Origin of the sequence: Anabaena sp. CCY 9613 (assembly GCF_963920895.1) — a bacterium.
Classification (GTDB): Bacteria; Cyanobacteriota; Cyanobacteriia; order Cyanobacteriales; family Nostocaceae; genus Cyanocohniella.
The window spans coordinates 1-22559 of sequence record NZ_CAWUDE010000017.1; the positions used below are offsets into that span (position 1 = coordinate 1).

Genomic DNA, 22559 nt, shown 5'->3' on the forward strand with positions numbered 1-22559 from the left:
GTCTTGGCTAATTTGTCAAGCTCACTCTATACCAAATTAGATGAGCTTACCCTGAGCCAGCTTGACTAATGGCACAATTATTGCTGTAGATAATCATCTTTTGTATATAAATGAACTCAAACAAAAAATTATTCAGCAAGGGTTATCAGCACAAATTGAAGTTATAGAAACTGATATGTTTTGCCTAGATTTTCCTGATGCAACTTTTGATGTTATTTGGACGGAAGGTTCAATTTATATTATCGGGTTTGAAAATGGGCTAAAGCAGTGGCAACCCCTACTTAAACAAGGAGGATACTTCGCTGCTTCCGAAATTACATGGCTCAAACCCAATGCACCAAAAGAATTACAAGAATTTTGGCATGTAGGTTATCCTGCCATGCAAGATATTCCAGGTAATTGTCAAATTATTCAAAATAGCGGCTACAAAATAATTGACTATTTTCTACTACCTGAATCAGCCTGGTGGAATCATTATTATCAGCCATTAGAAGAAAAACTACAGAGTTTTAAACAAAATTACCAAGACGATTTAGAAGTTCTTGAGGTAGTCAATGTCGAACAAAAAGAAATTGACCTTTATCGTAAATACTCAGAATATTACGGTTATGTATTTTATATCGGGCAAAAATAGGCAGTTTTCATCTAGTATACAATGGCGGGCAAGATGCCCACCCTACAAGATTTACAATATATAAGTACTTCATTTACTTGCAAAGCGCTGTATCTATGAACATGTACTAAATCTTGATTCCCACTCCCCACTCCCTACTCCCTACTCCCATTCTTCGGTAGGATAGCTCCCATAGCCTCAACTGAGCTAAATCCTCAAATAAGTAAGACCATGACAACATCCTCAATTCCTGCTCCCGAATCCTCCGTTAGCTGGCATCTCCTGCTGCAACAATTAATGGATGGTCAATCATTGTCCCGCTCTCAAGCTGCTGAATTGATGCAAGGGTGGTTGACTGAAGCGGTTCCACCAGAATTGTCAGGCGCAATTTTAACAGCGCTGAACTTGAAAGGTATTTCCGCTGACGAATTGACTGGGATGGCGGAAGTATTACAATCCCAATCAAAACTAGGGACTGAGCAAGCACCCACCAAAACCTCACTTCCCGTGGTGATCGATACCTGTGGTACTGGCGGCGATGGGTCATCAACTTTTAACATTTCTACAGCCGTTACCTTTGTGGCCGCAGCCTACGGTATACCTGTTGCCAAGCATGGTAATCGCTCGGCGTCAAGTCTCACAGGTAGTGCCGATGTCTTAGAAGCCTTGGGAGTAAATCTTGGTGCGTCTAGTGAAAAGGTACAAGCTGCATTACACGAAGTCGGTGTTACCTTCTTGTTTGCCCCTGGTTGGCATCCAGCGATGAAAGCTGTGGCTCCTTTGCGACGCACCTTGAAAGTGCGAACAGTATTTAATTTACTAGGGCCATTAGTCAACCCGTTATATCCCACTGGACAAGTTGTTGGTTTATTTACACCCCAACTTTTAACCACTGTGGCCCAAGCATTAAACAACTTAGGCAAACAAAAAGCCATAGTTTTACATGGGCGAGAAAGACTTGATGAAGTTGGTTTGGGAGATTTAACTGACTTGGCGGTATTATCTGGTGGTGAAGTGCAGTTAACTACTGTGAATCCCCAAGAAGTAGGTGCAACACCAGCTACCATTGGTGCACTTAAAGGTGGAGATGTCCAAGAAAACGCCGTGATTCTGCAAGCAGTGCTGCAAGGTAAGGGAACTCAAGCACAACAAGACGCAGTAGCAATAAATGCTTCTTTAGCACTACAAGTAGCAGGTGCCATTCCTTTATTAGACCATGCCCAAGGTTTCCGTGTGGCTAAGGAAATTCTTCAGAGTGGTTCTCCCTGGGAAAAACTGGAACAGCTGGTTGAGTTTCTACAGAATTAATTTCTGAGTGTGATTGTGGATGAAATTCTACTACATCACGCCTGATGGTGACATCGTAGTTGCCGAAGAAGTCGTGACCTAACAAACCAGTTTCTAATTCCGTACCAGCGATCGCCACTGCTACTCTGTTAACCATCACCCCAGCAACTGCCATCGAATCAACATAGCCAATGGGAAATTCCACCGCTCTAGCACTGGCAGTATTGGCCTTGGCTATCCCTACTGGCGATACTCCCAAGGCATTAGCCATTTTTTGGGTGATGACAGTGCCACTAGCTCCTGTATCGACAATCATCTCAAATTGTTGCTGATTGTTGAAAGTAACTTCCACAATGGGCGTGCCCCCAATTCGTCGTTTAATGGGAGCAATAAATACTTTTTTTTCTGGGGCAATTAATGCAGATGTTGGCAAAACCGGTTTTACTTCTCGCTGTTTTATGGCCGCAGGCGGTGTCAGGGAAGGCTGAGGCTTGTTTTTAGGTTGAGGAACGGCAACTACTATACTTTGATTATCTATCTTGGGTGTGGATACAGGGCGCGGTGTAGCTTTTTGCCGGGCATTTTGCATCTGGCCTCGGTATTCGGAAATTTTGGTTTGGGCAGTAGCAAACTCTGGACTTTGTTGCGGCACTTTTTCCATGAAGGCGATCGCCTCTTGCAATTGACCTGCCACCAAATTCCAATCATCTGATGATTGAGCAGATTGACTGATTCTCCAAGCCCCTACAGCTTTATCTAAACCCATTTCAAAAGAACTTATTTCTGATTCTACAGGCGTTCTGGCTGCTGGAATGGCTGGCGATGTTACTGGTTCAATGGTCGGCGACACCAACAGGTTGTCAGTTACTACAGAATTTTGACTGCTAATATTCCCCGCCGTTTGTTTTTCTTCATTACAAGCAGCACCCAAAACTGCAAGAGTGCTGGACAAAAAAATCAGGGTTGCACGAGATAAAAAAGACTGAAGCATAATTAACTTCAATTCAACTTGCCTAAGGGACTGGAAAGCTACTTTGGCCACTGGCTCCCCTTCTAACATTGTATGTGCTGTATTTTTAATTTTTAATTTTTAATTAATTTCTCCACAAGATTCATCATAGAAAAACTCGTGACTTAGTTCGGGGATGGAAGTGGGCAACCACTTGGAAACTGCTCATAAATGATAAAATTGGCGATGGCAATAAACCAATCACTGCGTTGTTAACCAGTCGGCAGATATTTCCGCGTCAGATACTTCGTTCTTTGGGAGTAATTAACACTCGCAGTATTCACTAAACTGGGGATTAAAGACTGCTCACTGTTAACCTTTGACTACTGATTGTGATGGCAAAAGGCCAGGAGTAGAGCCAAAGAAACTTAACCTATTCCCAGTACCCAGTACCCAGTACCTAAACCTTTATTTGAATTACTTATGCCCCTGTCTGATACAACACCTGCTTTACTTGTCTTGGCAGATGGAACCACTTATCGCGGTTGGTCTTTTGGTGCCACAGGAACCACCATCGGAGAAGTGGTATTCAACACTGGCATGACTGGATATCAAGAAGTTCTGACTGACCCTAGTTACCGTGGTCAAATTATCATTTTTACCTATCCTGAGTTGGGAAATACTGGGATCAATGCCGAAGACGAAGAATCAGATCGACCACAAGTGCAAGGAGCGATCGCCCGCAATATTTGTCACCGACCAAGTAACTGGCGATCAACACAATCCTTACCCGATTACCTCAACCAGCACCAAATTCCAGGTATCTACGGCATCGATACCCGCGCCCTCACGCGCAAAATTCGCATATTTGGAGCCATGAATGGTGGCATTTCCACAGAAATTCTCGATGAAGCAGAACTATTAGAGCAGGTACAAGCCGCTCCCAGCATGGCTGGTGCCAATTTGGTGCGGGGAGTTACCACTTCTCAGGCTTATGAATGGTCAGATCCGACAATTCCCGCCTGGGAATTTAACTCAGAAGCTATGGGAAATCAGGGAGAATCTTTCACAGTTGTCGCCCTTGACTTTGGTGTAAAACGCAATATCTTGCGTCGTTTAGCCAGTTATGGTTGCCGCGTGGTCGTTGTACCGGCCCATACTCCACCAGAAGAGATACTCAAATACAACCCAGACGGCATTTTTCTTTCTAACGGGCCCGGTGATCCCGCCGCAGTTACTGAAGGTATTGAAACTACCAAAGCATTGTTAGCAAGTCAAAAACCCATGTTTGGTATTTGTATGGGGCATCAAATTTTAGGTCACGCCCTGGGAGCAGAAACCTATAAATTAAAATTTGGTCATCGTGGTTTAAATCAGCCCGCCGGACTACAACAAAGGATAGAAATCACTAGTCAAAACCATAGTTTTGCTATTGACCCAGATTCCTTGCCCAACAAAATTGTAGACATTAGCCACCTTAACCTCAACGATCGCACTATTGCTGGGGTACGTCATAAATCGTTGCCCATCTTCTCTGTTCAGTATCACCCAGAAGCCAGCCCTGGTCCTCATGATGCTGACTACCTATTTGAGCAATTCGTCCAAGCAATGCGAACGGCAAGGTTAGGGAGTAGGGAGTAGGGAGTAGGGGATAAGAAGAAAACAACAAAAAGACTTTTTCATTCTTCTCATCTCCCCATCCCCGTAGATTGTAGACAAATTGTGCTAAAACCATCTATACTGGAGCGTTCACTTTAACCATGAGGAGGGAATTATTGCTGAGCCACTGAATCTAACCGTGAGCCTGAGAGGCACTCGTGAAGCCCGGGATAACTGTCAGCTATTCCGCCTCACAGGTTTGTTAGACGCATTTTCTGAGCCGACCTTTCGCAAGGTACTTGGCAATAAAATTGATGAAGGTCCAAAGCACATTATCCTGGATCTCTCACAAATTGACTTTGTTGATAGCTCCGGCTTGGGCGCTCTGGTGCAGCTAGCCAAACAAGCGCAAACTGCCGGCGGCACCTTGCAAATAGTCACTAATGCTCGAGTAACTCAAACGGTCAAGCTTGTTCGCTTAGAGAAGTTTCTATCCCTACAAACCTCAGTTGATGCGGCTCTAGAAAATATCAAGTAGTCTTGATCGCTTGATTACACAGTTACACTCAGCTGTCCAATTTGTTATCTGGGTAGCTTAATTTTTAGTTACGCTGACAAAAAACCTCTCTCCTTGTGAGAGAGGTTCACAAACCGTAATTAACAAGAAATATCAAATATAAGCAATAACTCTGTAACTATCAACCACCAATTAAACAAGTTACAATTAGTAAGCAATATTGAACTATTTTGATTATGCTAGGTATACTAGCGTGGCTTGCCCAAGGAAAAATAAATTTTTCATTAGATGCCTGCCAACCATAGCCCATTAAGGAATAATGAATTTGTGACGTCAAAGGAGGAAGAGCTATTCGATGGGCAAGATGAAAGTCATACGTCGGATTCATCTTGGAATCAATTACTGTTGGCAGCCGCAGGGCCATTGGCTTTAAAGATTTCTCCGTCACAAATACAACAGCTTTCTCCATCAGCTTTAGCTTATTTAGGCGACGCAATTTATGAATTGTATGTTAGGATGTTCTATCTGTTGCCAATGCAGCAAACCAAAATTTACCATAGTTTGGTAGTGGCACAGGTAAGAGCCGAAACACAAGCGCTATATTTGCGATCGCTCACTCCTCATCTGAGGACTGCCGAATTAGAAATTGTCCGGCGGGGCCGTAACGCCGCCTCAGGGCGTCCTAAGCGGGTTGATCCCGAAATTTACCAACAGGCTACGAGTTTAGAGACTTTAATTGGCTACCTGTATCTTACTGATTACCCACGCTTAACCGAATTATTGCAAAAACTCCATCTAGAGAACTCATAAGCAATTCAATCTCATGATAGGAATATCAGGGCTTTAGTTTCGGTAAATTCAAAGCAGCAAAATTTTCACCCATAAAATATATCCACAACTCATAATGACTAGTAAACCCAGGAAAATCCAGACTCCTAGTGAACCCAATCGTGGGCAACCTGTGAAACTCAAGGGCAAGCGTGTAATTACTACTAAATCTATTCGTAGTCCTCGACATGGGGACAGGGACAGAGACAGCAACCCGATATCTAGTAACTCACGTCCACATCATAATTTTTCCCATTCCGCCCCATCTCCTAAACAAACAGAAGATAGCGATCTCATCTATGGTCGTCATCCTGTTTTAAGTGCGTTGGAAAGTCAACGAGGACTGAACCGCCTTTGGATTACTACTCGTCTGCGTTATGACCATCGCTTTCACCATTTAATCCTGCAAGCTAAGGAAAATGGCACAGTTATTGATGAAGTAGAACCCAGGCGTTTAGACCAAATTACTGATGGAGCCAATCATCAAGGTATAGCCGCACAAATTGCCCCCTACACCTATATCGAATTACCGGATCTGATTGAACAGGCGAAGTCTGTGAGTGATCCCGTAATTGTCGTAGCTGATGGGATCACAGATCCCCACAACTTAGGCGCAATTATTCGCACTGCTGAAGCAATAGGCGCTCAAGGATTGGTGATTCCCCAACGCAGAGCATCTGGTATTACTTCTACTGTGGTAAAAGTGGCAGCAGGTGCTTTAGAAAGCTTTCCTGTAGCAAGGGTGATTAATCTCAGCCGTGCCCTAGAAGAATTGAAAGCAGCTGGTTTTTGGATTTATGGTACGGCTGCTAGCGGGAGTGAACCCCTGCATACAGTCAATTTTAGTGGGCCTATCGTTCTAGTGGTCGGCTCTGAAGGTGAGGGTCTAAGCATGTTAACACAGCGCTCTTGCGATGTTTTAGTCTCCATACCCCTATTGGGTAAAACCCCCAGCCTCAATGCCTCAGTAGCCTCAGGTATGGCACTTTATGAAATTTATCGCCAACGGTCGTTAAACACGTTTTACCTAGATAAATTACACAAACCTCTTTAAAAATTAAGAGGAAAAGAGTATAAAGAAATGTAAAAGAAAAAATATCACCATATCCTTTCCTTTAACATTCAGTACCACATTGATAAATCGGCGACAACTATGAAAACGATTTGGGATAACTTGAAGGAATCATTGATTAACACATTTCACCAACTAGGTTTAGCTTGGTGGGTAGAAATCGTGACGCAAAATCCACGTTGTACTTACTACTTCGGGCCGTTTTTCAGTTCTGCTGATGCCAAAGTAGCAATTAAAGGCTACGTAGAAGATTTGGAAGTCGAAGGGGCGCAAGGAATAGTTGTAAATGTGAAGCGCTGTAAACCGGGTAATCTAACGATAGCTGAAGACTTGGGGGAAAGGATTGACCTCAAAGTAAAGCCAGCCTTTGGCGGTCAGATATAATCCCAATTTTTAGGCTCCCATAGTTCCCAGGGTCAGCTGAGGAACTATGGTTAAAATCTGAGATTCTCCGGTTTTCTTACATCTACTTTTAGCATCAGTTCCGTGCATCAACGTTTATCGGCGGTTAGTAATTAGTTTTTTGGCTGTTTGCCAAAAGTTAATTTTGACCGCCTAACAATACTGGAACATAAAAGTTTTGGTGACAGTGTATGAACCCAAAATGAGGGGCTAAAGCCCTCACTACAAACGTAATAACGCTAGCCTCTAGTCAATAATTCTAAATTATGGCCATCAATGTCATAAAAGTAGAAACCACGACCACCCATTCTATGGTTAATTTGACCTTTGTTTTGATGCATGGGGTCGCTGCTGTATTCTAGACCTGCCTCTTTTATTCGTGCAAAGATAGTATCAAATTCTTCATCACTAACATGAAAGGCATAATGATGCGATTCAAAATTTTCTCTGTCTGCAAAGTCAAAAATTAGGTTGTCGTTAACATGCACAGCCGCAAAATGGCTACCAGTATTCTCAAATTTTAATCCAAAAATTTTGGCAAAAAAACGTGCTGATGCTTCTTTATCGTGTGCAGGCACAATAGTATGATCTAGGGTAATTGTCATCTTACACCTCACATTTTTATTTGGGTGTGATTCTGGCAAAAATACAGATTTTGCAAGTCTCCTGTTGTCCTAAAGTTTACTTATAGGACTATAAAAACCAATGAAAGATCTGTATTTCTCTATCAAATACTGTGGGACACACAGAAATTCAAGCTTGTGGAGAATCAGTAAGACTCGTTGGTACTTGTGCCAAAAAGCGTGTTTCTGAGAAGCAAGAATCTCCCGCTACATTGCGTTCGCGGAGCGTTCCGAAGGAAAGCAATTAGCGGTGAGAGTGTCAATTTATCTCCCTACTCCCTTTTTAACTGCGATTATCTATTTGGGCGCGTTGTAAACTGCCAGAAAAGTCAACATAGACACTTTTCCATTCTGTGAAAACATCTAAGGCAGTAGTACCAGCTTCTCGGTGACCGTTACCTGTTTGTTTGACACCGCCGAAGGGCAAGTGTACTTCAGCACCAATAGTGGGGCCGTTAATATAAGTGATACCAGCTTCGATATCACGCATAGCTGTAAAAGCTCGATTGATATCACGGGTGTAGACTGAAGAAGAAAGACCATAATTAGTGTCATTGAGAATTGCGATCGCCTGGTCAAATGAGGTAACTTCCATTAATGCCACCACTGGCCCAAATATCTCTTCACGGGCGACACGCATCTTAGGAGTAACGTTATCCAAAATAGTTGGTTGAAAAAAGTAACCTTTTTGCAGTGATTCTTCGTTAGCTATTTCCCCACCAATTAATATTTTTGCACCTTCCTCACGGGCAATATCCATATATTGACTCACCCGTTGCAATTGTTTAGCATTAATTATCGGTCCCACCTCAGTACTAGGGTCATCGCCAGCCCCCAAACGTAACTTGCTGGTACGCTCATAAAGCATGGTGGTAAATTTTTCTTTAATATCACGATGTAAAATCAAGCGACTGGTGGCCGTACACCGTTGACCAGTGGTGCCAAATGCCCCCCAAACAGCCCCATCTAAAGCCAGTTCCAAATCGGCATCTTCCATTACCACTTGAGCATTTTTACCACCCATTTCTAAACAAACTCGTTTGTGAGTTCGTCCGCAAGTAGCACCAACAAAGGCACCTGTCTCGGAAGAACCGGTAAACGACACCAAATCAATACCGGGATGTTCAACTAAAGCTTTCCCTGCTTCTTCTCCCACCCCATGCACTAAGTTAATTACCCCATCGGGTAAACCTGCGGCGGCAAAAATTTCAATTAATTTTGTCGCACAAGCCGGGGTATCTTCAGCAGGTTTGAGGATAACTGTATTTCCACACACTAAAGCCGGCATAGCCTTCCAACAAGGAATAGCCACCGGGAAATTCCAGGGAGTAATTAAAGCACAAACACCTATAGGCATTCTCACAGTCATGGCAAATTTATTAGGCATTTCCGAAGGTGTCGTTTGCCCAAATAGTCGCCTTCCTTCACCCGCGCTATAAAAAGCGCAGTCAACCCCTTCTTGCACATCTCCTCTAGCTTCTGTCAGGGGTTTACCCATTTCTCGACTAATTAACTGGGCCAGTTCTTCTTTATGCTGGAGTAATATTTCCCCAATGCGAAATACATATTCTGCCCTAGCGGGGGCGGGAACTTGTCGCCAACTACGATAAGCTTGACGCGCAGCCACTACTGCTGTGTCTACATCAACAGCTTGCGAACGTGGAAACGTAGCTACAACTTCATCAGTGACAGCTGGATTACGACTTGCTAAACTACTTCCCCCAGATGCATTTACCCATTGTCCATTAATGTAATTCAGACAAGTTAAAGGAGTTTTCATAATTCAATTTCTTTGTAAGATGCAACACATCACGTCCCTACAGGGTAATAAACACAATTGAGAAACGCCACATAATATCTCAAAATCATTCTGGCGTACTACAGCCCTTGCGGGCATCGCTGCGCGCGGGCGGGTTCGTCACACAACACATTTACGGTACCAACGCCAACACCCCCACAGGACAACCCGAACCATCCCGCAACCGCAAAATCCCTATCACCAAAGTAGTACCCTTAGGTGGTAGCTGTTCTAAATTAGTGAGATTTTCTAACACGATGCGCGGTTGTGCCAAAACCAAACTATTAGTAGTAAAACTATTTTCCTGCCCAGGGTCTACACCGTGAGTATCAATGCCTACACCTGCAATTTGCCGTTCATTTAGTAAAAACTGAGTTGTCTCGCTACCAAATCCGGGAAAGTGCATAATTCCTTGAGCATCCTGGTTGAAAAAAGCATTTTGATCTAACCATTTATTTTGCCAGCCAGTATGAAGTAGCACTACACTACTAGCAGTAATTTCACCAAATTTTTGCTCCCAATTTAGCACATCAGCAATAGTAAGAGCGTAATCAGGATTAATTGTGGTCTGTTCGCAGATATCTATCACTATCCCAGATAATACCAGCGACTCAGCCGGATATTGGTCAATTCCTACACCATGACCATGAAAGCTTTTAGGAGCATTCATATGGGTAGCACTATGTTCTCCCAGGCTGAAACGCCTCAGGTAATAGCCATTCTGTGAGATATTAGCAACGGTGGCAAATTCTACACCAGGGTCATCTGGCCATTGAGGAATATCCGTATCAATTACATGACTCAGGTGTATAACCTGCGAATAAGTGATGGTATGAAAATTGTTCACCATAGTTCATTTACATTCAATTAAAATTGTTTGCTGGTTTTTCGACACACACAAGGAAGTATAGTTTTTACAGTTAGTCATTGACGGAAATTTTAGTTTGATACTGGAGAATTTAAAAATGTCTACTGACTTAGTTGCTTACGTTCAAGAAAGTGAGTTTGATACCCTTTTAAGTGAAGAAAAAGTTGTTGTAGTTGATTTTACTGCTACTTGGTGTGGCCCCTGTCGTCTTGTCAGTCCGTTAATGGATCAACTGGCTGAAGAATACAAAGATCGCGCCCAGGTGGTAAAGGTAGATATTGATGAAAATAAACCAATTTTTAAAAAATTTGGTCTTCGTAGTATTCCAGCCGTTTTAATTTTCCAGAATGGTGAGTTAGTAGAAACTATTGTGGGAGTTTCTCCTTATGAACAGTTTAGTGATGCCGTTAAAAAGCTGCTCTAACTGATTTAAGAGTAGTTGTCAATAAGTAGAGATACATCAATAAATACAAGTATGTAGTAAGTCGCTCTAGCTCTTAAAACTTAATTTTGAGCGCTAAAGCACTCACTACGAACTAAGATGTATTTACTAAAAAACTAAATTTAATATCTATACACAAAGCAAATATGAATAATTAGGTGCTGCATGAAAAGCCAGATTTTTGGACTAAATATATTAAATAATTTTCTGATTTTCCTGTTGTGGATGACAGAAAATGAATAATTAGCCACAGGAAATTAATTTTTTAGGTTTTTTAAGTTATACAAAAAAGTAGGTTTAATAACTTATTGAAATTGCCCAGTGAAAATTGTTGTAATACATGTCATATTTTTGACTGAAAAAATTGGCAACAAAGTAACAGCGATAAACTGATGCGGATATTGTCGCCTAATTAAATTTGTTTACTATGTACCATCAATCTGAAATCATAGTCTTTCGGCAATATGAAACTTAGTCTATGCATGATTGTTAAAAATGAGGAAACCACACTACCTAAATGCCTCAGCAGTGTGCAAAACGTGGTTGATGAAATGGTAATCCTAGATACTGGCTCAAGCGATCGCACTGTTTATATTGCCCAACAATTCGGTGCAAAATTATATCACTTTCAATGGAGCAATGACTTCAGTGCTGCCCGTAATGCTGCCTTAAAGCATGTAACTGGTGATTGGATTTTGGTACTAGATGCTGATGAAACTTTGACACCCAGTATTGTGCCGCAAATTAAGTCAGTCATCGAGAGTGAAGAATATCTCTTACTTAACCTTGTTCGCCAAGAAGTAGGTGCAGAACAATCTCCCTATTCTCTGGTGTCTAGACTGTTTCGCAACCATCCAGAGATTCGCTTTGAACGTCCTTACCATGCTTTAGTAGATGACAGCGTAGCCAATATTTTAAGCAAGGAACCTAATTGGCAGATAGGTTATTTACAAGGGGTGGCCATCTTACATAAAGGATATCAAAAAATTGCGATCGCCCAAAATAATAAATATGCCAAAGCCCAAACAACAATGGAAGCTTTTCTGGCTACCCATCCCGATGATCCCTATGTTTGCAGTAAGTTGGGGGCATTGTATGTGGAAACTGGCAAAATTAACCAAGGGATGAAGTTATTGCAAAGAGGCATTAAAGGTAGTCCGGAAAACTACGAGATGCTGTATGAACTACACTATCATCTAGGCATTGCCCACAACCATTTACAAGATACCCAACAAGCTATTTGGCATTATCAAGCTGCTATCAAGCTACCAATTTACCCCATACTGAAGTTAGGAGCATACAACAATTTGGGTAACTTACTGAAGGCTAATGGCGATATTAATGGGGCAAAAATAGCCTACGAAACAGCTTTGAAGATAGACCCGAATTTTGCCACTGGACATTATAACTTGGGAATGATATTCAAAACATTGGGTTTGTTTACCGATGCGATCGCCTCTTACCAAAGAGCCATTAAGTTAAATCCCAACTATGCCCAAGCTTATCAAAATTTAGGAGTAGTACAGCTGAAGGTGGGTAATGTTCCAGCAAGTTTAACAGCCTTTAAAAATGCCATTTTACTTCATGAACAGCAAAATCCTGAAGAAGCGCACAGACTACGCCAAGGATTAAGTGACATGGGATTACTCAAATTTGATGCTCTTTAAATAGCAGTCATTTTCCTGTTTTAGATGACATGTATTGTTCGACAGGGTGACAGCAAAAGTAACTAATGTGCAAGGCGATCGCGTCAAGGTGATTACCTAAAGACTAAAACAGGAACATGTGTATTTCGCAGTATGTGTAATGTTGTACTGCCAATAACTAAACGCCGAATCCGGCTATGTCCATAAGCCCCCATTATTAGTAAGTTGATTTTTTGAGTTTCCATGTAGTTGGTAATTACCTGTTCTGGTTCCCCTTGTAGCAACTGGCATACTGGCGTAAAACCACCGGGAACTAATTGATGTTGGGTAGCTTTTAAGGAGGCTTGGGCAGCTTCATCATTTAGTTTTTTAGCTACACTTAGCACATGCAACTCCAGTCCTTTAAAAGCAGGGGTGTTGACTAAAAACTCTATTGCCCTTTGACAACTCTTACTGCCATCGTCAGCTAACAAAATTCGGTTAATTGGCTGATATTTGCGTGATGTCACAAAGCAAGGCTTTTTAGTAGAACGCAACACCCGTTCCACATTTGCACCCAAATGTCCTGAGGCAAATTCAGCATTTTCACCTCGTTTACCCATCATAATTAAATCAGCCTGGGCTTCAAATTCTTGGAAACTATCCACCAAAAAGCCAATGTGATTAGTGAGTTTTACTTCGCTGATTCCTTGTTCAGCAAAAAACTGTCTGGCAGTTTCCAGGATTAATTTAGCTCTTTGATTGTTGATTTTGGCTTTTTCGTGTTCTAACTCCACTAAGCGATTTAAGAGTGTCCGAGAAGCATCAAAACCCAAACTGGAACTATAGTCTTTAGAAACAACTTTTTGGGAACGCACATCACTAACATGCAGCACTTCAATGGATGCTTGTAACCGGGAAGCTAACCAAGCGGCATATTGATAACTATTCTGAGAAAAGGTCGAACCATCTGTGCAGAGTAAAATTCTTTTCATTGGAATGGAATCCCTGGGATAATTTAATTGTCTGCGGTGACTGACTTATCGTAAACCGCCAATTTATTCAGTAACGTGGCACTAGCTTCGTTCATCCCTACCACATCTACCTCTGCACCGTTACGGCGAAACTTAATCACTACCTTGTCAATAGCATTCACAGCCGATTGATCCCAAATATGAGCATGACTTAAATCAATCTTGACTCGCTGCAAGCTTTCTTGAAAATTGAATGCTTCGAGAAATTCGTCTACCGATAAAAAGAACAACTGTCCGGCAATATTATATGTCCGGTAGGTTTGATCGGCACTAATTACTGAGTCTACAAATACGACTCTGGCAATATCACGCGAAAAGAAAACAGCACTGAGAACAATACCTACAAGTACTCCCATTCCTAAGTTACGAGTGAGTAAGGTGACAAAAACCGTTGTTACCATCACTGCTGTTTCAGTTCTTGGTACTAAATTGATTGTCCGCAGAGAATTCCAGTTAAAAGTACCAATGGACACCATCACCATCACCCCTACCAGGGCTGCCATCGGGATTTGCCTTACCCAGTCGCCTGCTACCAAAATTAGCAAAATTAAGACCAGTCCTGCACAAAAAGTTGATAGTCGAGTGCGTCCGCCGGACTTAATGTTAATCACCGATTGACCAGCCATAGCACAACCCGCCATACCGCCGAGGAACCCTGTGGCGATATTGGCAATACCTTGACCTACTGCTTCTCTATTTTTATTACTAGGAGTATCCGTAAACTCGTCAACTAATGATACCACCAACCATGTGTTTACTAAGCTGACAAAAGTCATACTGAGTACATAGGGAAAAATAATTCCCAATGTTTCCAGATTGAAAGGGACTTGAGGCAACTGGAAAAAGGGTAAAGTTGAGGGAATTTCACCTGTATCACCCACAGTCGGAACTGTGATCCCAGCAAAAATGGAAATTATTGTCACGATAATAATTGCCACCAAGGGGGACGGCACAGCTTTAGTAAACCTGGGCAATATATAGATAATCGCCAAAGTTAACGCCACCAATGGGTAAACTTGCCAAGGAATTGTTTCGCCAATCACCTGTGGTAACTGCGCCCTAAAAATAGAAATTCCCAAGGCATTAACAAAGCCAATCATCACAGCCCGAGGCACGTATTTCATCTGGCGACCTAACTTCAGCCAACCACAAATAATTTGCAAAATCCCAGTGAAAATTGTCGCCGCAAACAGATATTCTATGCCGTGATCTCTAACTAAATTAATCATTAACAGCGCCATTGGTGCTGTAGCTGCGGAGATTAAGCCTGGTCTACCGCCTAAAAAGGATGTAATTATGGCAATCAAAAACGAGGCATACAGTCCCACTTTTGGGTCAACACCTGCAATCAGCGAAAAGGCGATCGCTTCTGGAATTAGCGCTAGCGCCACTAAAGTCCCTGCCAATATGTCTGCTTTGACATTAGAGAACCATTCTCTTTGCAAAACTTTTGTGTTCAAATTATCCTCCGCTTCAGGTTTAATTGAGGAGACAAGAAACTACACAGAAAAACTTCTTTCATCCTGCTTTTGCTGTGTGCAAATAACAAAGATAGCTGACGCTTTTTCTCAACTTAATTCTGATGACTCCAACTATCAAAATTACACTTAATTGCAGTCGTTAAATGTATATCATTTAACTAGGTTTTCTGGGCTTTTATAAAGTCTATTTCCTGCCATCATTCATCAGTTAGATAAACAAATAGAATCAATGAAATAACAACTGGTTACTAACAATAATGTTGCTATTTTTCGCCAATTTATTGCAGATTGTCTATTTGCTTCAAACTACACCTAAAACCTGATGCTGCTAACATTAATATAATGGAAAAACTCATCCCAATCAACTGATGCTAAGGTGGAATATTGCATTGACAAAGATTGAGTGAAGTTTTTTTGACCCTAAACATTGCACTATATTTTGATAATTACTTGTATTAAAGTAATTACTGTAAAATTAAAAAATTGCTGGATAAGCTTAACAATACCATATAAATCTTCACAACTGCAACCGACAAAATACTGATACTATTAAAGTAGCTATCAAGTAAATTTTATTTTTCTTGAGCCTATATTTTGAGGGAAATTGTTCTAATTTTTACAGATATAAAAAATCAGGGTCTGAATATCATCCAGACCCTAAGATAATTTGGGATTGATAAATAGCTAAATCCGTGATTGTACGAATTTCTCCAATCGATCCATGCCTTTTTCAATGGTTGCCATGTCGGTAGCATAAGAAAGGCGAATGTTTTGATCAGCACCAAAGGCAATGCCGGGAATGACTGCCACTTGATACTTTTCTAACAGGGCGTTACAAAATTCAAGGGATTTCAGACCTGTTTTACTGATATCAGGAAATAGATAAAAAGCCCCATTAGGTTTGGTACAACTCAATCCAGGAATAGCATTGAGTCTATCTAACATTACTTGTCGCCGTTTAGCGAAAGCTTGGCGCATTTCTTCTACACAATCTTGGGAACTTTCCAAAGCGGCGATCGCACCATATTGAGCAAAGGTACACACATTCGATGTACTATGCCCTTGAATGGTACTGGCAGCTTTAATAATTTCCACTGGCCCTGCTAAATAACCCAGTCGCCACCCCGTCATTGAGTAAGCTTTCGCAAACCCATTACTAATTAAGGTCCGGTCAAAAATTTCCTTACCTACAGAACCAATGCTGATATGTTCAGCACCGTCGTAGAGAATCTTTTCGTAAATCTCATCAGAAACAACAAAGATATCTGCATCAACTACTACTTGCGCCAGCGCTTTAATTTCTTCTGGCGTGTACACCATTCCCGTAGGATTAGATGGAGAGTTGAGGATAAATAACTTTGTTCTGGGCGTAATTGCTTGACGTAGCTGTTCGGGGGTAATTTTATAATCCGTCGCCGCATCTGTGGTCATAATCACTGGTACGCCCCCGACCAAAGTCACCATTTCGGGATAACTTAACCAATAGGGTGCGGGGATAATCACCTCATCACCGGGATCAATCAGCGCTACCATCAAATTATACAGAGAATGCTTACCACCGTTAGTAACAATGACATTCTCTGACTTGTAATTAAGACCGTTATCAGTTTTCAGCTTGCGGGCGATCGCTTCCCTTAACTTTGGTTCTCCAGCTGCTGGGCCATATTTGGTTTTGCCTTCATCCAAAGCTTTCGCGGCTGCGGCTTTGATGTGGGCTGGAGTATCAAAATCTGGTTCTCCAGCGCTAAAACTACAAACGTCTATACCATCTGCCTTCATGGCCTTAGCTTTAGCTGCGATCGCTAAGGTTAAAGAAGGCGTGACTTTACTTACTCGTGCTGCCAGCTTCATTCTTAATTTATTTGGCAAATCTCTCACTTATCTAAGGATATCTTACAATCCTTAACCGGATTTGCCTTTTTATAATTCCTTAGCGTAATTCCCTAGATATATTGTAGAGACATGGCACTGCCACGTCTCCACATAGGTTTTAGTCTAATGGGTCTAGTTTTTGATCTTTGGGACTATTGTTAGACCAATAACCGAATTGGATGTATTTTGGGATGATGCGGTGTCTATATATCCATATTGCAACTTTTCACCTTTTCCTCAATGCTTGAATATTAGGAAATATTCCCTTGCGCTAAAGTCTTTCTCTAGGTTGGTTACACATATACATAAAGTACTGGGTACTGGGTATTAGTCATGAGTCATTAGACAATTGTTGTCCCCCAGCCCCCAGCCTTCTAAGCTATGGTGACATCTGGTGACAAATAAACATCCTGAATAGTGTGAAACAATTTCACACCTTCGTCAAAAGGACGTTGGAAGGTCTTGCGTCCCGAAATTAACCCTGTACCACCAGCGCGTTTGTTAATCACAGCAGTGCGAACAGCTTCAGCAAAGTCATTTTTACCAGATGCACCACCAGAATTAATTAACCCAGCGCGTCCACAATAGCAATTCAGTACTTGATAACGAGTCAAATCAATTGGATGATCACTTGTTAAGTCTGTGTACACCCGTTCATGAGTTTTTCCGTAACTCTTACCAGTCGCTTTGGCTATAGCACCGTAACCATTATTGCATTCGGGTAATTTTTGTTTAATAATGTCAGCTTCAATGCTTACACCCAAATGATTTGCTTGTCCGGTGAGGTCAGCCGCAACGTGATAATCTTGGTCTTGTTTAAAAGCACTGTTACGCAGATAGCACCAAAGAATAGTTACCAAACCCAGTTCGTGAGCGTATTTGAAAGCTTGGCTTACTTCTTGAATTTGCCTTGCAGATTGCTCGGAACCAAAGTAAATTGTTGCACCTACTGCTACTGCACCTAAATTCCAAGCTTGTTCGACATCAGCAAACAAGAGTTGGTCGTATTGATTGGGAAAAGTTAACAGTTCGTTGTGGTTAATTTTAGCAATAAAGGGAATTTTGTGGGCATATTTACGGGAAACGCTGCCCAGTACACCTAAAGTTGTAGCGACACCATTACAACCGCCAGCTATTGCCAGTCTAACGATATTTTCGGGATCAAAATAAATAGGATTGGGCGCAAACGATGCACCAGCTGAGTGTTCAATACCTTGGTCTACTGGTAATATGGACAAATAGCCCGTGTTCGCTAGACGACCGGTAGAGTAAAGTTGCTGGAGATTACGCAATACTTGAGGATTGCGATCGCTATTTATCCAAACTCGATCTATAAAATCTGCGCCTGGTAGATGTAGTAAATCTTGAGAAACTTTAGCCTTGTAGGCCAGCAGGTGTTCTGCCTCTTGTCCCAACAATGACTCGATAGAATTAGTTTCTAAGAGTGTTGTAGTCATAGCATATCCTTTTAACTTCAGCCAATTACCCTGGTTTTAAAATAGCACTGAAATAATGGTAACTTGCTGAGATTTTACTTGTGCAGATATTCTGTTCCCACCTGTGTTTATGGGGCGCACCACCAGCAGATTCTGGTAGAGGGCGACATAGGAAATATGGTGACAAATTCAAACTCAATAAACCACTCACATGGAGTCCAGTCTCTCAAAGTATAGAAGTAAACCATGCCAACTTAGGATGGGTAAAAGTGAGATCGTGGTTGATTTTACACTTCCATAAAGCTGCTACACGGACAATGTTACTCATTAGGGTTGAACTTAGTCTCCGTCCAAAAATGAAATGAACCGCTATGGATAAAAATTATATGATTCAGGTTCTCAGTTGTTGTTTCATTAAAAATACGTTAGATGCTTCTAATTCTTTATATCAAGCCTGATTGAGATGCTCTTACCCTGCGCTAAGGACACTAATATCAGAAATATCTAAAGAGTCTTTTCGTCAGATGTATAAATTTTGAAAAAATTAAAATGCCCTCATTTTCATCTTTGTATTCTTTTCACTTCTTCACTAGAAAATAAGCAGTAGTATATTCAGGTAATTGCCTAATATGCCGATTAAATTCTTGTCGATTACGAAAGGTTCCTGCCAAAAAATCAAGTTGATAAAGATTAGGTAAAAAGGCTCCACCTGTATCTGCAACTACTCCCATTTGCAAATTTTTGCGCCCACCCGTATTGTGTTCAATTACCACTACTCTACCTAACCCAATATTGAGGATATCTCCAGCAAAAGTTACGCCTGGTTTCACAGATATTTTGGACTCTATATTATGTCCATAGCCTTTAATAGCATCCACTTGTCTAAAATACCAGTAACGCTTTTGTGCTGTTGCTTTTAATCCCCGGACATAAGATATGCCATTATTTCGATCTACATTAAAAAATGCCTGCGAACCATCTGTAAAATTAATTAGTATGGTTCCCTGCATCAGTGCTTCTTCTAAAGCATCGCGGGTGAGATATGCCAGGGGTTTAACTCTACCATACTCTTTCCCTCCTGGTTCATAAATGCCCGATAATACATCTTGTTTTGTGTATCTTGTGTAAAATTCATCATTAATATTATCTTCTTTTAAACTATAAATTGGTGTGTTAAAAGTTGATGTTTTGGTACGAGAACCTGAATGAGTAAAAACAGCATATTTGGTCAGTCTTACTTGCTTCTGCTTTTGATTGTTGGGATTATGGGCAGACCATTTAATCACTCGGAAGTTAGTATTAATAAAATCAGCATTTTGTAATCGCGTCGGTCGATTGTTAGAAATATCTTCCCGCAGAACAGTAATCATAAAGTCTAAGGTTCTGATCACATCTTCGATAGAGACTCCTTGAGTACCTAACAGCCCTTTACGCAGAATATCTGGGTTATCTGAAGTGTGGTCTTGGAAATATTTTCTGGTATTGGTAAGAACAGTTAATAAATCGCCTTGATTAAAACTGAGTTTAGTAGTTGGCAGTTTAGACTGGCTCAACAGTTGATTACCCTGAATGCTAAACTTATATTTTTTCCATTCATCAATCACAGGATAAGTTACAGGTATTGATGCTACCAAGTTCTCTGATGTGGGTGTATTGATACTCTGGTCAAATATTTGTTTGGCAATAAAAGAATTTTGCCAAATAGTAGAGAATGTGCGCGTAAATTGAGGAGAAATTAGGGCAAGTTGCGTTTGAGGAAGGGCTGAATTTTCAGGTTGGGTGAATGATAAATGTTGTTCAGCCTGATTTTGTGGGCTGTGCTGTTGATGTTTTGAGCGCGTATATATATGGCTACTAGCTAAACTAACAAATAACAAAGCAGCTACACCCAATGTGAAGCGGAGTTTTTGGCTGAATAAAGTATGCATAAGCTAAAAAATCAATTTCTATTAATAAATAATAGTTGCACTTGCTCAGTATTTACCGGATGCTAACTTGACAATGCGTTAGCTGTGTATACAATTGGGGCATCATACCTCTTTTATTTCGGAAGGGCAACCTGTTTTTTATAGGGAGTGGGGAGTAGGGAGTAAGGGAAGAGTTTTTTATTTTTTGTCAATACGTAATTAGGACACAAATGGCATCAAATGTTACTGTCAGCTATCACACTTGGCAGTTTAATCGTTAATAATTATCAGAAAAATCTAAAAAAAATGTTAAGTATACCTGTTAACCGACCCTTACCTAGTGAACCGTGCTTGGTAACTTCCTTACCTGGCGCTAAGGCTAAAGCAATTATAGAACGCGATCGCGCTGTCACTTCTCCTTCTTACACCCGCGATTACCCATTGGTTGTAGCCCGTGGTGCCGGCTGTATGGTAGAAGATGTAGATGGTAATGTCTTCCTTGATATGACTGCGGGTATTGCTGTCACCGCCACCGGACACGCCCACCCACAAGTAGTCAAAGCTATTCAAGAACAGTCAGCCCAGCTATTGCATATGTCAGGGACTGATTTTTATTATGAGCCGATGGTGGAACTAGCTGAACAATTAGCGGTTCGCGCTCCTTTTCCAGGTGGGACAAGTACATTTCCAGCTAAAGTCTTTTTCACTAATTCTGGGGCGGAGTCGAATGAAGGTGCGATAAAACTAGCTCGATATTACACCAAGCGATCGCTTATTGTGGCCTTTTTAGGAGCATTCCACGGTCGCACCTATGGGGCTATGTCTCTGACTGGTTCTAAAACAGTCCAACGGGCGCATTTTGGCCCTTTAGTTCCTGGGGTGACTCATATTCCCTACGGTACTCACGCCAGTCTAGATTACTTAGAAACAAAATTATTTAACACCATGCTACCGCCCCAAGAAGTAGCCGCAATTGTCGTGGAACCAATTCAAGGCGAAGGCGGCTATATCGTTCCGGAAGATGGTTTTTTAGCAAGGATTCGGGAAATATGCCATCGCTATGGCATTCTCATGGTAGTTGATGAAGTCCAAGCTGGCATGGGGCGTACTGGCCGCTTGTTTGCTATTGAACATTGGCAGGTAATGCCTGATATCATTACTACCGCCAAAGGTATCGCCAGTGGAATGCCTTTAGGGGCTATTTTGGCTCGTCCGGAGTTAATGACTTGGCCCCCTGGTTCCCACGCCACCACCTTTGGGGGAAATCCTGTAGCTTGTGCTGCTGGTATTGCCACACTCAAACTACTAGAAAGTGACTTGATGAGTAATGCTACCCAAATGGGTGAATTATTACAAGCTCGTCTTACCCAATTGCATGAAAAATTTCCCAGAATTTCGCCACCGCGCGGTAAAGGTTTAATGGTGGCGGTGGATTTATGGGACGAAGAAGGTAATCTTGATGCTCAACTACGCGATCGCATTATTCAAGAAGCGTTCTTACGGGGTCTATTATTACTGGGCTGTGGTAAAGCAGCAATTCGTTTTTGTCCCCCTCTGGTTATTAATAGCGACCAAATTCAGATTGCCATAGATATTATTTCAGATGTTGTGGCATCAATCTGATCAATTATCAGTTTCTAGAATAAGCCCGACCTTGACGATACCAGTCATACCATTGTTTAGCACTACGCACTGCAAACCAGAGGAGAAGTAAAGCAATTAATCCTCCTTGCCAAGGAGCATCAAAAGCAAATAGTACTAGAGCAATGCATAAGATATCTTGAAGAAAAACTGCCCACAATGGTAAGCCTCGCAAGCGATAGAACCAGCCAACTTGAACTAGCTGGAGTACTAAAGCTAATGAACCACCAATGAGGACAATCAGCCAATTGGGAGTTTCTGTGGCCGCAGCTACGGCTAATCCCATAATTGCCCCCACTAGGGGAGAAAGTAATAATTGAATTAGTTGGAGAAATCTTTGACCCCATAGTCTTTTTGAGGCTAATAATTCTACTAACGACCAACTAATTAGGCAACCTAATAAAATTGGTGGAGAAACGCGAGATAAAATTGGGATCTCCGACCATAAATTAATGCCCCGTAATAGGCTAATGATTAATAGAGGTATGCCTATTCTCATACCAGCTGCCGCAGAGGCAGAAAGTGTAGCGAGGATTCCAATCATTTAAGATTATTAAGGCACTAG

At 41.6% G+C, this 22559-nt stretch carries 20 protein-coding genes; 10 read left to right on the forward strand and 10 right to left on the reverse strand.

The window, feature by feature from the left end; genetic code table 11:
* Window positions 1–61: 61 nt before the first annotated feature.
* On the forward strand, window positions 62–634 hold the full coding sequence (locus ACM0OT_RS18465) for a class I SAM-dependent methyltransferase (protein WP_414565875.1): 573 nt from the start codon (window positions 62–64) through the stop codon (window positions 632–634).
* A 210-nt stretch (window positions 635–844) separates the two neighbouring features.
* Window positions 845–1921: an anthranilate phosphoribosyltransferase gene (trpD, locus tag ACM0OT_RS18470; protein ID WP_414565876.1), complete on the forward strand. Its 1077-nt coding sequence runs from the start codon at window positions 845–847 to the stop codon at window positions 1919–1921.
* Here trpD and ACM0OT_RS18475 read toward each other — a convergent pair.
* Window positions 1851–2891 (reverse strand): TIGR02281 family clan AA aspartic protease, encoded by a 1041-nt coding sequence (locus ACM0OT_RS18475; protein ID WP_414565877.1) that lies wholly within the window; start codon window positions 2889–2891, stop codon window positions 1851–1853. The two genes, trpD and ACM0OT_RS18475, sit on opposite strands and share 71 nt — an antisense overlap.
* Window positions 2892–3332: 441 nt before the next feature.
* On the opposite strand from ACM0OT_RS18475, the gene carA reads away from it, so the two are divergent.
* From carA to ACM0OT_RS18500, 5 genes are all read left to right on the forward strand, one after another.
* On the forward strand, window positions 3333–4490 hold the full coding sequence (carA, locus tag ACM0OT_RS18480) for a glutamine-hydrolyzing carbamoyl-phosphate synthase small subunit (RefSeq protein WP_414565878.1): 1158 nt from the start codon (window positions 3333–3335) through the stop codon (window positions 4488–4490).
* Between the two features lie 130 nt (window positions 4491–4620).
* Window positions 4621–4986 carry an STAS domain-containing protein gene (locus ACM0OT_RS18485; RefSeq protein WP_414543030.1) on the forward strand — a complete coding sequence of 122 codons (366 nt, stop codon included), beginning with the start codon at window positions 4621–4623 and terminating at the stop codon, window positions 4984–4986.
* Window positions 4987–5292: 306 nt separating this feature from the next.
* Complete coding sequence (locus ACM0OT_RS18490) at window positions 5293–5775, forward strand: Mini-ribonuclease 3 (protein WP_414565879.1); 483 nt, start codon at window positions 5293–5295, stop codon at window positions 5773–5775.
* 94 nt (window positions 5776–5869) lie between these two features.
* The gene (rlmB, locus tag ACM0OT_RS18495) at window positions 5870–6847 is read left to right on the forward strand and encodes a 23S rRNA (guanosine(2251)-2'-O)-methyltransferase RlmB (protein WP_414565880.1); all 978 of its coding nucleotides are present in this window, start codon (window positions 5870–5872) and stop codon (window positions 6845–6847) included.
* A gap of 99 nt (window positions 6848–6946) precedes the next feature.
* The gene (locus ACM0OT_RS18500; protein WP_414565881.1) at window positions 6947–7249 is read left to right on the forward strand and encodes a DUF1816 domain-containing protein; all 303 of its coding nucleotides are present in this window, start codon (window positions 6947–6949) and stop codon (window positions 7247–7249) included.
* Window positions 7250–7506: 257 nt separating this feature from the next.
* Here ACM0OT_RS18500 and ACM0OT_RS18505 read toward each other — a convergent pair whose 3' ends face one another.
* The 3 genes from ACM0OT_RS18505 to ACM0OT_RS18515 form a co-directional block, all read right to left on the reverse strand.
* Entirely contained in the window at window positions 7507–7872 is a 366-nt protein-coding gene (locus tag ACM0OT_RS18505; protein ID WP_414565882.1) for a VOC family protein, read from the reverse strand.
* Between the two features lie 301 nt (window positions 7873–8173).
* Window positions 8174–9670 carry an aldehyde dehydrogenase family protein gene (locus ACM0OT_RS18510; RefSeq protein WP_414565883.1) on the reverse strand — a complete coding sequence of 499 codons (1497 nt, stop codon included), beginning with the start codon at window positions 9668–9670 and terminating at the stop codon, window positions 8174–8176.
* 151 nt (window positions 9671–9821) lie between these two features.
* On the reverse strand, window positions 9822–10538 hold the full coding sequence (locus tag ACM0OT_RS18515) for a cyclase family protein (protein ID WP_414565884.1): 717 nt from the start codon (window positions 10536–10538) through the stop codon (window positions 9822–9824).
* A gap of 115 nt (window positions 10539–10653) precedes the next feature.
* Between ACM0OT_RS18515 and trxA the strand changes: the two genes are divergently transcribed.
* Together trxA and ACM0OT_RS18525 are read left to right on the forward strand one after the other, a co-directional pair.
* Window positions 10654–10980, forward strand: a complete 327-nt coding sequence (gene trxA / locus ACM0OT_RS18520; RefSeq protein WP_414565885.1) for a thioredoxin — start codon at window positions 10654–10656, stop codon at window positions 10978–10980.
* 482 nt (window positions 10981–11462) lie between these two features.
* Entirely contained in the window at window positions 11463–12665 is a 1203-nt protein-coding gene (locus tag ACM0OT_RS18525) for a glycosyltransferase (protein ID WP_414565886.1), read from the forward strand.
* 92 nt (window positions 12666–12757) lie between these two features.
* On the opposite strand, the gene ACM0OT_RS18530 is transcribed toward ACM0OT_RS18525, so the two are convergent.
* The 5 genes from ACM0OT_RS18530 to ACM0OT_RS18550 form a co-directional block, all read right to left on the reverse strand.
* On the reverse strand, window positions 12758–13618 hold the full coding sequence (locus tag ACM0OT_RS18530) for a universal stress protein (RefSeq protein WP_414565887.1): 861 nt from the start codon (window positions 13616–13618) through the stop codon (window positions 12758–12760).
* Window positions 13619–13641: 23 nt separating this feature from the next.
* Entirely contained in the window at window positions 13642–15117 is a 1476-nt protein-coding gene (locus tag ACM0OT_RS18535) for a SulP family inorganic anion transporter (protein WP_414565888.1), read from the reverse strand.
* Window positions 15118–15822: 705 nt separating this feature from the next.
* The gene (locus tag ACM0OT_RS18540) at window positions 15823–16989 is read right to left on the reverse strand and encodes a pyridoxal phosphate-dependent aminotransferase (protein WP_414565889.1); all 1167 of its coding nucleotides are present in this window, start codon (window positions 16987–16989) and stop codon (window positions 15823–15825) included.
* A 395-nt stretch (window positions 16990–17384) separates the two neighbouring features.
* On the reverse strand, window positions 17385–18467 hold the full coding sequence (locus tag ACM0OT_RS18545; RefSeq protein WP_414565890.1) for a class I fructose-bisphosphate aldolase: 1083 nt from the start codon (window positions 18465–18467) through the stop codon (window positions 17385–17387).
* A 557-nt stretch (window positions 18468–19024) separates the two neighbouring features.
* Window positions 19025–20374: a hypothetical protein gene (locus ACM0OT_RS18550; RefSeq protein WP_414565891.1), complete on the reverse strand. Its 1350-nt coding sequence runs from the start codon at window positions 20372–20374 to the stop codon at window positions 19025–19027.
* 285 nt (window positions 20375–20659) lie between these two features.
* Here ACM0OT_RS18550 and ACM0OT_RS18555 point away from each other — a divergent pair, with 285 nt between their 5' ends.
* Window positions 20660–21976 (forward strand): acetyl ornithine aminotransferase family protein, encoded by a 1317-nt coding sequence (locus tag ACM0OT_RS18555; protein WP_414565892.1) that lies wholly within the window; start codon window positions 20660–20662, stop codon window positions 21974–21976.
* Window positions 21977–21983: 7 nt separating this feature from the next.
* Here the strand turns inward: ACM0OT_RS18555 and ACM0OT_RS18560 are convergent, their stop codons facing one another.
* Complete coding sequence (locus tag ACM0OT_RS18560; RefSeq protein ID WP_414565893.1) at window positions 21984–22538, reverse strand: DUF4126 domain-containing protein; 555 nt, start codon at window positions 22536–22538, stop codon at window positions 21984–21986.
* Window positions 22539–22559: the final 21 nt, after the last annotated feature.